Source organism: Phenylobacterium sp. (genome assembly GCF_046463815.1).
In the GTDB taxonomy this organism is placed as follows: domain Bacteria; phylum Pseudomonadota; class Alphaproteobacteria; order Caulobacterales; family Caulobacteraceae; genus Phenylobacterium.
In genome coordinates this window covers 21,056-33,657 of the sequence record NZ_JBKBRO010000012.1, presented here as the reverse complement: position 1 = coordinate 33,657, position 12,602 = coordinate 21,056, and the positions used below count along the sequence as shown (strand labels likewise).

The window sequence follows — 12,602 nt, the reverse complement described above, 5'->3', positions numbered from 1 at the left end:
GGATCCGGGTCGTCGTGAACTGTTTCGCTCCAGCTTGCGTTTCGGGACTCTGATCCGGAGTCCCGCATGGCCACCCGTCCCACATGGCAGGGCTATCTGCGCCTGTCGCTCGTGAGCTGCCCCGTGGCGCTCTACACGGCTGCGTCGAGCAGCAGCGAGGTGCACTTCAACATGCTCCACAAGGAGACGATGAACCGGATCAAGATGACGCCCACCGATCCGGAGACCGGGCCCGTCGACCGGTCCGACATCGTCAAGGGCTACGAGATCGAGAAGGGCCGCTACGTCGTCGTCACCAACGACGAGATCCAGAACGTCCGGCTGGAGACCACCCGCACTCTCGATATCGAACGGTTCGTGGTCGAGGGGGAGATCGACCGGCTCTACTACAACGACCCATACTTCCTGGTCCCGGACGGCGACATGGCGGTGGAGGCGTTCACGGTCATCCGCGAGGCCATGGAGAAGGCCGACCGGGTGGCGCTGGGCCGCCTCGTCATGCACCAGCGCGAGCGGCTGATGGCCCTGGAGCCCCGCGACCGGGGCATCCTGGCCTACACCCTGCGCTCGAAGCGCGAGGTGCGGGACGCCGAGGAGATCTTCGACCGCATCCCCGACGCCAAGGTGAACGCCCAGATGGTCGACATCGCCTCGCGGATCATCGAGCAGCAGGAGGGGCCCTTCGACCCCAGCCAGTTCAACGACCGCTACGAGGACGCGCTCCGGGCCCTGATCCGGGAAAAGGAGAAGGGCCGCACGGTGAAGGCGCCCGAGCAGCCCAAGGAGGCCGAGGTCATCGACCTGATGGAGGCCCTGAAGCGCAGCCTGGGCCAAGGTGGCGGCGAGCGGCGCAAGACCCCGGCGCGGGCCAAGGCTGCCCCGAAGAAGGCGGCGCCCAAGAAGCCTGCCGCCAAGAGTCCGGCCCGAAAGGCGCCCGCCAGGAAGCGGGCCTGAAGCGCCTACTTCTGGCCCATCTCCACGAGGTCGAGCCGGGCCTTGAGATGCTCGGCGCGGGGCTGCACGCCGTCGGCGCCGAACTCCACCGACCGCTCGCCGGGCTGGAACCTGGGCCAGGCCGCGCCCGGGTTCCCGGTCTTGGCGAAGCTCGCCCAGAAGCCGTTCATGGCGTCCGAGAGGGGCAGGTCCTCCGGCTGGAAGCTCGCGCGCGGGGCGCCGAACACGAAGCGGATCTCATCGGTGTGGCCCGCGCCATAGGGCTTCTTCGCGGCCTGCGAGGGCGGCACGTACGAGAAGTAGTAGAGCCAGACGGGCTGGCCGGCCCTGGCGTGCAGGCGGGCGAGGTTGCGGTCGGGCTCGGTGATGAACTGGGCGGTGGTCAGGTCGTTGACGACGCGGGCCGCATCGCCCGTTCCCTCGGGATCGAAGGCCTGCATCACCGCCGCGCGGCGGTCGGCGGGCAGGGCGTCGAGCTGGGCCGGCTGGGGCCTGAAGAGGCTGGCCTCGTGGGAGTTGCCGCCGAGCATCAGCGGGACCTTGGCCTGACGGCCGGCGGCGTAGCCCTCGGCGATCCCGCTGGTGATGTAGGTCCCGTCGAGGATGGGGCCGGCGCGGCCGACGAGCCCGCCGGCGTAGGGCAGGGCGGTGAGCGGCAGCTTGCGCAGGGCGGCGGCCGCGGCGGCGTCCTGCCCTTCGACGCCCGCCGCCTTCGCGGCCTTAAGGCCCTTGGCCTCGGCCTCGGCGAGCGGCTCGGGCCGGTGGCGGGCGAAGCTGGATTCGCCGATGGCCCTGGCGAACAGGCCCTTCGCCTGGGGCGCCAGCATCAGGTAGTGGACCGACACGCCGCCGGCGCTCTCGCCGTAGATGGTGACCTTCGCGGGGTCGCCGCCGAACGCCGCGATGTTGGCCTTCACCCACTTCAGCGCGGCGATCTGATCCATCATGCCGTAGTTTCCGGTGGGCCCCTCCGGGGTGAGCGCGGGGTGGGCGAACCAGCCGGCCCGGCCCAGGCGGTAGTTCAGGCTGACGTGGACGATCCCCTTCTTCGCGAAGTTCGTGCCCTCGGTGTCGCCGCCGAAGGCGCCCATGCTGGTCCCGACGACGTAGGCGCCGCCGTGGATCCACACCATCACCGGGAGCTTGTCGCCGGCCTTGGCGTTCGCCGGGCGGACCACGTTCAGGAACAGGCAGTCCTCGACCGCCTGACAGCTCGCGCCGGGCCGGGAGGCGTCGCGCTCGCCGGTCCAGGACGGCGCGGCGGCCGGCGGCCGCCAGCGCAGGTCGCCCACGGGCGGGGCGGCGAAGGGGATTCCCAGGTGGTAGGCGACACCGTCCTTCACGGTCCCGGAGAGCGCGCCCTGGCCGATCTTCACGACCTGGCGCGTGTCGGTGACGAAGGCGTCGGGCGCGGCCTGGGCCCAGGCGGCGGACGCCAGCGACGCGAGCCCCAGGGCAAGCGCGGTCACGGTTCTGCGGCTCAACATGAAATCCCCCGTCGTTTTCGTATGTCCGGTATGTAGCCTCGCGCGTGTTGCGCGATTGTGTCTGCCCCTCTCCGCCTTGGCGCGGAATCTCCGGGCTTCGCCTCGGGGGAGAGGAGTCATCCGAGCTTCCGGATCGCGTCCTTCAGCGGCCGCTCGGCGTCGCGGTAGCCGGCCCACGCCCGGGCCTTCTTCAGAAGGGCCGGTGCGGTGCGGACCGTCCAGCGCCGGGGGTCGAGGCCGGGTTTCACCTGGCTCCAGGTGAGCGGGAAGGACACCGGCGCGAGCGGCCGGCCCCGGGGCGAGAGCGGGGCCACCGCCGTCGACATGCGGTCGTTGCGCAGATAGTCGAGGAATATCCGGCCCTTGCGCTTGGCCTTGGCCATGTTGACCACGTAGCGGTCGGGCGCGTCGGCGGCGATGGCCAGGCAGACGTCCTGGGCGAAGGTCTTGGCGGTCGGCCAGTCCAGGGCCTTGTCGGCCTTGAGCGGGGTCACGACGTGCAGGCCCTTGCCGCCCGTGGTCTTGCAGAACGCTTCCAGCCCCAGGGATTCCAGCCGCTCCTTCACCTCCAGGGCGGCCTCGACGACGCGGTCGAAGGGGATGTCCTCGTCGGGGTCGAGGTCGAACACCAGGCGGCCCGGGACCTCGGGCTGGAAGGGCTGGCAGTTCCACGGGTGGTATTCGACGGCCCCGATCTGGGCCAGGGCGGCCAGGGCCTCGATGCGGTCCACCTGCAGGTAGGGCTTGTGATCGCCGAACACCTTCACCTCGGAGATCAGGGCCGAGGAGCCCTTGCCCGCGTGGCGCTGGAAGAACCGCTGGCCGCCGTCGATGCCGTCCGGCGTGCGGATGATCGAGCAGGGCCGTCCCTTGATATGCTCCATCATCCAGGGCCCCACCGTCTCCAGGTAGCGGGCGAGGTCCAGCTTGGTGACGGTCCCGCCCTGGCCGTCATCGGGCCAGAGCGCCTTGTCCGGGTTGGAGATCACCACGCCCATGACGACGTTGTCGCCGGCGCGGGCGCCGGCTTTGGCCTGGGGTCCGGGTTCGGCGAGCTCGGTGCGGGCGGGGGTCTCGGCCTCGACCTCGGCGGCGGGCTTGTCCTCGCGCAGGCCCTTGAAGGCGCCCTGGCGGACCTGGCCGCCGGCGGTGAAGCCCGCGAACTCGATCTCGGCCACCAGTTCCGGCCGGGCCCAGTGGATGTCGGCCGCCTTGCGCGGCGCGCCGGGGCCGCCGAACGGGCTCTGGTCGGCCTCGACCTTCTCCAGCCGGGGCAGGACGCGGGCCACCTTGTCGCGGCCGAAACCCGTGCCGACACGGCCCACATAGACGAGCTTGTCGCCCCGGTGGACGCCCACCAGCAGCGAGCGGAGCTGGCCCCGCTCGCCCCGCCAGCCGCCGATCACCACCTCCTGGCCGGCCCGGCACTTGGACTTCCGCCAGCTTTCGGTCCGGCCCGAGCGGTAGGGGGCGTCGAGGCGCTTCGACACGATGCCTTCCAGGGACATGCGGCAGGCCGACCGCAGCACCGCATCGCCCGCGGTCTCGAAGTGGTCGACATAGCGGATGCGCCGCGCCACCGCCTTGCCGGCGCCCCCGACGGCCGCCCGCAGCCGCGCCTTGCGCTCGGAAAGCGGCAGGCCGCGCAGGTCCTCGCCCGCCAGGAACAGGGCGTCGAAGACGAAGAAGACCAGGTCGGCGGTCCGTCCGTCCGACAGCGCCGCCTGCAGGGCCGGGAAGTCGGGGGAGCCCGCCGCGTCCAGGGCGCAGGCCTCGCCGTCGTAGAGGCCGTCAGGCAGGGCCGACGCGTCGGCGGCGATCTCGCGGAACTTCGCCGTCCAGTCGAGCCCGGCGCGGGTCTTCAGGGTCGCCTGGCCCTTTTCGACACGGAGCTGGAGGCGGTAGCCGTCGAACTTGATCTCGTGGGCCCAGCCGGGGCCCTGGGGCGGGCGGTCCACCGACTTGGCGAGCTGGGGCGCGACGAAGCCGGGCGGGGCGGCGGCCTTCAGCTTCGGGGCCGGCGCGGCCTTGAGCGGCGCCGGTGCGGCGTCGCGGCGGTTCGACTGCCAGACGTCCCCGCCCGAGGCGCGCCCCTTGCCGGTCATGAACTTCGTCGGTCCCTTGCCCTTGCCGGCGGCGATCTCGTCCATGCTGCGCCCCGAGGCGACCGAGGTGGTCTCGCCGTTCACCAGCAGGTCGCCGTCGCCGTCGATGGCCCAGCCGTCATGGTGCTTGATGAGCAGCCAGTTGTCGCGCTTCTCGCGCTCGCGGCGCTTCATCCGCACCAGCACGAACGATCCCTTCAACCGCTCGCCGTCGAGGGTGAACTTCAGGTCGCCCTTCTTCAGCATGGCGCGCGGATCGCCTTCCGGCTCCCAGTAGCCCCGGTCCCACAGCATCACCGTCCCGCCGCCGTACTGGCCCCTGGGGATGGTCCCCTCGAAGTCGCCATAGTCCAGCGGGTGGTCCTCGACCTCGACCGCCAGGCGCCGGTCGGCGGGATCGAGCGAGGGGCCCTTGGTGACGGCCCACGACCGGAACACCCCGTCGAGCTCCAGGCGGAGGTCGTAGTGCAGTCGGGTGGCGGCGTGCTTCTGGACGACGAACCGCAGCCGCCTGGAGGGCTTGGCCTTCGCGGCTCCCCTGGGTTCATGGGTCTTCGAGAAGTCCCGCATGGCCCGGTAGCGGGCGAGCTTGTCGGCCATGGTCGTCCTCCGGAGACTGCGCCGTCAGAACGCGGGGTCGGCGGGGCGAGTTGCTGCCCCACAGGGGGAGCTCCCGCGAGGCGGGTGAGGGGGGTGATGGGCAAAGGCCGTGGGCTTCAACCCCCTCGGGCCCGCGGCCACCTCCTCCCGAGGGGGAGGAACGCTAGCTCGCCAGCGCCGGGCGGCGTTCCTCCACGTCGGCCTCGATACTCGCCAGGGCCTGGACGAAGGCGTCGCGCCAGGCGGTGACGTCCTCGCGCTGGACGTTGTCGAAGAGGGCGCTCCAGCGGCGCACCCGCTCGGCCTTCTCCATGGCCAGCGCGCGCTTGAGCGCGTCGGCGATCTCCTCGGCGCTGTTCGGATTGACCAGCAGGGCGTCCTTGAGCTGGCGCGCGGCGCCGGCGAACCGGGAGAGGATCAGCACGCCGGGGTCGTCGGGGTTCTGGGCGGCGACGAACTCCTTGGCCACCAGGTTCATGCCGTCGCGCAGCGGCGTGACGAGGCCCACGCGGGCCGCGCCGTAGATCCCGGCCAGTTCGTCGCGGCGGTAGTTCTTGTTCACGTAGCGCACCGGCGCCCAGTCCACGTCGGCGAAGGCCCCGTTGATGCGGCCGGACAGGGCGTCCAGCCGCTCGCGGATCTGCTGGTAGGCCTCGACGCTCTCGCGGCTGACGGGCGCGATCTGCAGCATCAGCACCTCGCGGCGCATGTCCGGGTTCTCGGTCAGGAACCGCTCGAAGCCCAGGAACCGCTCCTCCAGGCCCTTGGAGTAGTCGAGCCGGTCGACGCCCACGACGAGGCGGCGGAACACCGTGCAGGCGGTCATCAGGTCGCGCATCCGCCGGGCGCGGGCGTTCCGCAGGAGCTGGGCGAAGTCCTGGGCGTCGATGCCTATGGGGAAGGCGCCGGTGGCGACGGTGCGCCCGAAGGCCTTGAGGGCGCCCGAGGGGGTCTGCTCGCCGCCGGCCTCGGTCAGCACATATTCCTCGAAGGCCTGGCGGTGCTCGGCCGTCTGGAAGCCCAGGAGGTCGTAGTCGAACATCGCCTCCACGAGCTGGCGGTGGCGGGGCAGGTTGACGAACACCTGATGGGCCGGCCACGGCACGTGCAGGAAGAAGCCGATCCGGTTCTTCACGCCCAGCCGGCGCAGCTCCCGGGCCATCGGGATCAGGTGGTAGTCGTGGATCCAGATCAGGTCGCCGGGCTCGATGAGCGGGCGCAGGGTCTCGGCGAAGCGGCGGTTCACGCGCTCGTAGCCCTGGCCGTAGGCCCGGTCGTAGGCCGCGATGTCGGTGCGGTAGTGGAACAGCGGCCACAGCGTCTTGTTGGCGTAGCCGTTGTAGTATTCGTCGAGATCGGCCTCTTCGAGGTCGACCAAGGCGACCGTCACTCCGCCCACCTTCTCGACCGAGAGCTGGCCGGTGAATTCGGGCGTGGTCCTGCCGCTCCAGCCGAACCACAGGCCGGAGTATTCGCGCAGCGCCGCGGCCAGCGCCATGGCCAGTCCGCCGACGCTCTCGTCGCCCTCGCCCGTGGGCGGGTTCACGCGGTTGGAGACGACGATCAGCCGGTTCATCGGGCGGCGCCCTCCAGCCAGGCGATCACGTCCTCCACGCCCGGCAGGCGGAAGGCCGCGTGCGTGGCGCGCGGCGGGCCGACCAGGACGCCGAAGCCGCCCAGGCGCCGCGCCTCCTCGAAGCCGTGCTCGTCGGTGGAATCGTCGCCCACGAAGATGGGGCGGGCGCCCGGGAACGGAGCCGCGCCCATGAAGGCGCGGACGCTGTCGCCCTTGGTGGGGCCCGGCGTGCGCAGCTCCTCCACCATGTCGCCGTCCTGGACGGTCAGGCCTGTCTCCCCGGCGATGCGGTGGGCGAGGGCGCGGGCCTCGGCGGCGTGGGCCGGGGCCAGGCGGAAGTGCAGGGCGACGCTCAGGCCCTTCTCCTCGACGATCAGGCCCGGATCGCGGGCCGCGAAGCCCTTCAGGCGGGCTGCGGCGGCGGCGAGGCCGGGATGGGCCGCCGCCTCCTGGACCGCGCCGTCGCCGCCGCGCCGGACGAGGCCGTGGACGGCCGCGACGCAGGGAACCCGGCCCTCCAGGATGCGGTCGACGTCGGCCAGGGTGCGGCCGCTGATGACGGCGAGGCGGCCGTCCAGGCCCGTCTCGAGCGTCTCCAGGAGGCGCGAGCGGCGCGGGTCGGCGGCCACGTCCTGGGGTCGCGCGGCGATGGGCGCCAGGGTGCCGTCCAGATCGAGAAACAGGGCCGCGCCCCCCAGCTTCAGCGGCTGGGGCGCGGCAAGGCCAATGGTGAAAGCTTGTACCGACATACAGGAATTCGCCCCCGGTTCCGCCCCGGGCTTCGCCTTCGGGGCCGCCGATAAACGCTCAAGGCTGACAAACGATCCGAGCGGGACCGTAGCAAAAGACGCCGGCCGGCACTTGACGTAACGTCGATGGTAGCGCTGCTAATCGCCGCCCCGACGCCTCCGAATCGAAGGAAACCAGATGGCAGAAACGCTGCAGGCCGATGCGATCGTGCTGTTCGGCGGCACGGGCGACCTCGCGCGGCGGATGCTGCTGCCTTCGCTGTATTTCCTCGACGCGGACGGCTTCCTGCCCGAGGGTTTCCGGGTGGTGGCCACCGCCCGCCAGGAGATGGACCGCGACGCCTTCGTGGCCGAGGTCCGCGACGCCCTGAAGAGCCGCGGCGAGGGCCTGGACCGGGCGTCCTGGGAGCGGTTCGCCGAGCGGCTGGACTATGTGGCCGCCGACGCCACCAGCCCGGAGGGCGCCCAGGCCCTCAAGGCGGCGCTCGGCAAGGCGGCGCGGCCGATCTTCTACCTGGCGCTGTCGCCCAGCCTGTATGGGCGGGTCTGCGCCGCGCTGGCGGCCGGCGGGCTCACCAGCGACCAGACCCGGATCGTGCTGGAGAAGCCGATCGGCCGGAACCTGGAGAGCTCGCGTGGGATCAACGCCGCCGTCGGCGAGGTGTTCGACGAGGAGCGGATCTTCCGGATCGACCACTACCTGGGCAAGGAGACGGTGCAGAACCTGATCGCGCTCCGGTTCGCCAATTCGCTGTTCGAGCCCCTGTGGAACAACCAGCTCGTCGACCACGTGCAGATCACCGTGGCCGAGACGGAAGGGGTGGGCGAGCGCTGGCCCTACTACGACGAGTACGGCGCCCTGCGCGACATGCTGCAGAACCACATGCTCCAGCTCCTGTGCCTGGTGGCCATGGAGCCGCCGACCGACCTGGAGCCGGACTCCGTGCGCAACGAGAAGGTGAAGGTGCTGAAGAGCCTCCGGCCCTTCAGCCGCGCCGACGCCCAGACCTGCTCGGTGCGCGGCCAGTACACCGGCGGCGTGGTCGACGGGCGCACCGTCGAGGCCTACGAGACCGAGCGCGGCCAGGCCAGCGGGACCGAGACCTTCGTGGCGCTCAGGGCCGACATCGACAACTGGCGCTGGGCCGGGGTGCCGTTCTTCCTGCGCACCGGCAAGCGGCTGCCCGAGCGGCGGACCCAGATCGCCATCCAGTTCAAGTGCGTGCCCCACTCGATCTTCGGCGAGGGCAGCCGGCACGACATGACCGCCAACCGGCTGGTGATCGACCTGCAGCCGGACGAGGACATCGAGCTCACCCTGATGAACAAGGCGCCGGGCATCAGCCAGGGCGGCCTCAGGCTCCAGTCCCTGCCGCTGTCGCTCAGCCTGCTCAAGGCCTACTCCGGGCCCGGCGCGCGCCGGCGGATCGCCTACGAGCGGCTGCTGCTGGACGTGGTGCAGGGCAACTCGACCCTCTTCGTGCGCCGCGACGAGGTCGAGGAGGCCTGGCGGTGGGTGGACGGGGTGGCCCAGTCGTGGGCCGACGCCGGCATGGCGCCCAAGCCCTACCAGGCGGGCTCGTGGGGCCCCTCCGGGGCCTTCGCGCTCATCGAGCGCATGGGCAGGGCCTGGCTGGACTGACCCGGGTCTACCTCCCCCTCCCGCCATCGCCGCCGCGATGGCGGAGGCAGGGCTACCCGGTATGGCTGGTGAAGGTTCCGTCTACCGCACCGACGACCACGGCTTCGACAAGAGGGTGGCGCAGTTGATCAGGCCGACCAGCGAGTAGGTCTGCGGGTAGTTCCCCCAGAGCTCGTCGCCGGTGAAGGAGATGTCCTCCGAGAGCAGGCCGGCGGCGGTGCGCCGCCCCAGCATCTCCTCGAAGAGCGCGCGCGCCTCGGCCGTACGGCCCGACAGGTGCAGGGCCTCGATCAGCCAGAAGGTGCAGAAGTTGAACGCCGTCTGCGGCAGGCCGAAGTCGTCGGGGATGGCGTAGCGCAGCATGAAGGGCCCGCGCCGGAGGCCCGCCTCCACGGCGGCCATGGTGGCCTGCATGCGCGGATCGTCCGGGGCGGCGAAGCGCACGTCCACGAGCTGGAGCAGCGAGGCGTCCAGGCCGTCGCCGTCGAAGGTGGCGGCGTAGCGGCCCTCGGCGGGGTTCCAGGCGCGGGCCTCGATGGTGGCGCGGACCTGGGCGGCGCGGTCGTTCCAATAGGCGGCGCGTTCGGCCAGCCCCAGCTTGGCGGCGGCGTTGCCCAGCCGGTCGCAGGCCGCCCAGCACATGACCGAGGAATAGGTGTGCACGGCCTCGCGTCCCCGGAACTCCCAGAGGCTGGCGTCGGGCTTGTCGTGCAGCTCGAAGGCCCGTTCGCCGATGGGCTCGAGCGCCCGGAAGTCGTCGGCCGTGGCGGGCCTGAGCAGCCGCTCGTCGAAGAACGCCTGGACGGTGGAGAGGACGATCTGGCCGTAGACGTCGTGCTGCAGGTGCTCGTGGGCCTGGTTGCCCACCCGCACCGGGCCGATGCCGCGGTAGCCGGCCAGGTGCGGGGCGATCCACTCGGTCAGCACCGGCTCCAGGCCCACGCCGTAGACCGGCTGCACGTGACCGGTCCTCGACTCCTGCCCCTGCTCCCCGCGCGACGCCTGGTCGACGATGTTGCGCAGGTAGGAGAGGTAGTTCTCCAGCATGTCGGCGGCGCCCAGGCGGTTGAGGGCCTGGACCACGTAGTAGGCGTCGCGGAGCCAGCAGTAGCGGTAGTCCCAGTTGCGGCCCTGGCCGTCGGGAGCGGCATGCTCGGGGATCGAGGTCGTCAGCGCCGCCACGATGGCGCCGGTCTCCTCGTAGGCGCAGAGCTTCAGCGTGATGGCCGCCCGGATCACCGCCTCCTGCCACTCCAGCGGCACAGAGAGGGTCCGCACCCAGCCCCGCCAGTAGTCGGTGGTCTCACGCAGCATGCGGCTGGTGACGGTGGCCACGTCGGCGTCCAGCCCCTCGTCGGGGCCCAGGAAGAAGCCCAGGGGCTCCTCCAGGCGGAACAGCCGTTCGTGCTGGACGTGGCTGACCGGGCAGTCCGTGGTGAGCCGCAGGGTCGTCTCGGCGCCCACGTATCGGATGTGGTTCGACCCGGCCGTCTGGGGGCATGGCCGCTCGCCGTAGCCCGTCATCGGCCGCAGCCGGACGCGGATGCGCGGCGCGCCCGACAGCGGCCGCACGAGCCGCACGAAGGCCAGCGGCCGGTAGCGCCGGCCGTAGTGGCGGAACCTGGGGCAGAAATCGAGGATCTCCACCGCCGCGCCCTCGCCGGTGCGGATCACGGTGCGCAGGATGGGCGTGTTGCGCAGATAGGCCTGGACCACCTCGGTCTGGCCCTCGACCTCCACGGACCAGAGCCCCTGGGTTTCCTCGGCGCCTCCCGCCCCGTTCAGCAGCGCGCAGAACGCCGGGTCCCCGTCCACGCGCGGGACGCACGCCCAGACGTAGCGGCCGGCCCGGTCGATCAGGGCGCTCGCGGCGCAGTTGCCGATGGGGAAGAGGTCAAGGGTCTGCTTCAAGGGGCCGCTCTCCCTGCGGTTGATGCGATCTCTGTCCGGTGGACACCGGTTTCCACTCGACGGGACGTGAACGCGATTGGATAACCTTGGCGCCGGAAGCTGGCGACTCGCCCCCGCGTTTCCGCCTCCGACCTCCGAAAGCCAGACGGTAGAGATGATACGAGCCCGCCGCGCCCGCATTGTGGCGACCCTCGGTCCCGCGAGCCGGGAGCTGGACAAGGTCCGCGAGCTGGCGCTCGCCGGCGCCGACGTGTTCCGCGTCAACTTCAGCCACGGGACCCACGCCGACCACGCCCGCACCATCCAGAACGTGCGCCTGGCCGAGCAGGCCACGGGCCGACCCATCGCCGTCCTGGCCGACCTGCAGGGGCCCAAGCTGCGGCTGGGCCGCTTCGCCGAGCGCAAGATCCCGCTGAAGGCCGGGCAGAAGTTCCGCATCGACATGAGCCGGGAGCCCGGGGACGAAACCCGCGTCGGCGCGCCCCACCCCGAGGTGTTCGCCGCCCTGCGCCGGGGCGCCGAGATCCTGCTGGACGACGGCAAGGTGCGCCTGCGGGTGACGAAGCACGGACCGGACTGGGCCGACACGATCGTCGAGGCGGGAGAGCACCTGTCGGACCACAAGGGCCTGAACCTGCCGGGCCTGACCATCCCCATCCCGGCGCTGACCGAGAAGGACCGCAAGGACCTGGCCTTCGCCCTCCAGGAGGGGGTCGACTGGGTGGCGCTGTCGTTCGTGCAGCGCGCCTCCGACATGGCCGAGCTGCGCAAGCTGGTGGGCGGCCGGGCCGGCGTGCTGGCCAAGATCGAGAAGCCCGCCGCCCTGCTGGCCCTTGAGGAGATCCTCGACCTGTCGGAAGCGGTGATGGTCGCCCGCGGCGACCTCGGCGTGGAACTGGCGCCCGAGGAGGTGCCGGTCGTCCAGAAGCAGCTCATCCGGGCGGCCCGGATGCGCGGCATCCCGGTGATCGTGGCGACCCAGATGCTGGAGTCCATGATCCACTCGCCCACCCCCACCCGGGCCGAGGCCTCGGACGTGGCGGGCGCGGTGTACGAGGGCGCCGACGCGGTCATGCTGTCGGCCGAGACGGCGGCGGGGGACTATCCGCTGGAGGCGGTCTCGATCATGGACCGCATCATCACCCGCGTGGAGCAGGATCCGCGCTGGTCGGAGCTGATGCGCGCCGAGCACGACGTGGGCGACGCCGACGCCCTGGTGGCGGCGGCCTTCCATGCCGCAGAGGTGGCCTCTGTCTCCTGCGTGGCGGCCTTCACCCAGACCGGCCAGACGGCCATGCGGCTGGGCCGCGAGCGGCCGGTGCAGCCGACGCTGGCGCTGACGCCCCGCCTGGAAACCGCGCGCCGCCTCGCGCTCGCCTGGGGCGTGGAGGCCCGCATCGTCGCCGACATCCGCGATCCGGAGGACATCCCCAAGCTGGCCTGTCGCGAGGCCATGGCCGCCGGGCTGGCGGGGCCGGCCGAGCGGGTGCTGATCCTGGCGGGCCTGCCGATGGGCACGCCGGGCGCCGCCAACATCCTGCGGCTGGCCCACACGCCCCGGCGCTAGAAGCGGCCGTC

The 12,602-nt window shown here is 71.7% G+C and carries 8 protein-coding genes; 3 read left to right on the top strand and 5 right to left on the bottom strand.

From position 1 onward, the window contains the following. The first annotated feature begins 66 nt into the window (after window positions 1–66). Complete coding sequence (locus tag ACK4TT_RS09760; protein ID WP_409634749.1) at window positions 67–954, top strand: Ku protein; 888 nt, start codon at window positions 67–69, stop codon at window positions 952–954. Between the two features lie 5 nt (window positions 955–959). Here ACK4TT_RS09760 and ACK4TT_RS09755 read toward each other — a convergent pair whose 3' ends face one another. The 4 genes from ACK4TT_RS09755 to otsB form a co-directional block, all read right to left on the bottom strand. Then, a complete protein-coding gene (locus ACK4TT_RS09755; RefSeq protein ID WP_410212907.1) occupies window positions 960–2,438 on the bottom strand; it encodes a carboxylesterase/lipase family protein in 1,479 nt (492 codons plus the stop codon). 119 nt (window positions 2,439–2,557) lie between these two features. Further along, on the bottom strand, window positions 2,558–5,146 hold the full coding sequence (gene ligD, locus ACK4TT_RS09750; protein ID WP_410212906.1) for a DNA ligase D: 2,589 nt from the start codon (window positions 5,144–5,146) through the stop codon (window positions 2,558–2,560). A gap of 163 nt (window positions 5,147–5,309) precedes the next feature. Continuing rightward, on the bottom strand, window positions 5,310–6,722 hold the full coding sequence (otsA, locus tag ACK4TT_RS09745) for an alpha,alpha-trehalose-phosphate synthase (UDP-forming) (protein ID WP_409634740.1): 1,413 nt from the start codon (window positions 6,720–6,722) through the stop codon (window positions 5,310–5,312). Further along, the gene (otsB, locus tag ACK4TT_RS09740; protein WP_410212905.1) at window positions 6,719–7,471 is read right to left on the bottom strand and encodes a trehalose-phosphatase; all 753 of its coding nucleotides are present in this window, start codon (window positions 7,469–7,471) and stop codon (window positions 6,719–6,721) included. Before otsB ends, otsA begins: the two co-directional genes overlap by 4 nt. 178 nt (window positions 7,472–7,649) lie before the next feature. On the opposite strand from otsB, the gene zwf reads away from it, so the two are divergent. Next, a complete protein-coding gene (gene zwf / locus ACK4TT_RS09735; RefSeq protein WP_409634735.1) occupies window positions 7,650–9,113 on the top strand; it encodes a glucose-6-phosphate dehydrogenase in 1,464 nt (487 codons plus the stop codon). An 81-nt stretch (window positions 9,114–9,194) separates the two neighbouring features. Here zwf and ACK4TT_RS09730 read toward each other — a convergent pair whose 3' ends face one another. Beyond that, on the bottom strand, window positions 9,195–11,024 hold the full coding sequence (locus ACK4TT_RS09730; protein WP_409634732.1) for a glycoside hydrolase family 15 protein: 1,830 nt from the start codon (window positions 11,022–11,024) through the stop codon (window positions 9,195–9,197). Between the two features lie 154 nt (window positions 11,025–11,178). Here ACK4TT_RS09730 and pyk point away from each other — a divergent pair, with 154 nt between their 5' ends. Beyond that, on the top strand, window positions 11,179–12,591 hold the full coding sequence (pyk, locus tag ACK4TT_RS09725) for a pyruvate kinase (RefSeq protein ID WP_409634729.1): 1,413 nt from the start codon (window positions 11,179–11,181) through the stop codon (window positions 12,589–12,591). Window positions 12,592–12,602 lie beyond the last annotated feature (11 nt).

Coding starts and splice junctions, on each gene's coding strand:
- ligD (WP_410212906.1), bottom strand. CDS start 5,146: ATGGCCGACAAGCTCGCCCGCTACCGGGCCATGCGGGACTTCTCGAAG.
- otsA (WP_409634740.1), bottom strand. CDS start 6,722: ATGAACCGGCTGATCGTCGTCTCCAACCGCGTGAACCCGCCCACGGGC.
- zwf (WP_409634735.1), top strand. CDS start 7,650: ATGGCAGAAACGCTGCAGGCCGATGCGATCGTGCTGTTCGGCGGCACG.
- otsB (WP_410212905.1), bottom strand. CDS start 7,471: ATGTCGGTACAAGCTTTCACCATTGGCCTTGCCGCGCCCCAGCCGCTG.
- ACK4TT_RS09760 (WP_409634749.1), top strand. CDS start 67: ATGGCCACCCGTCCCACATGGCAGGGCTATCTGCGCCTGTCGCTCGTG.
- pyk (WP_409634729.1), top strand. CDS start 11,179: ATGATACGAGCCCGCCGCGCCCGCATTGTGGCGACCCTCGGTCCCGCG.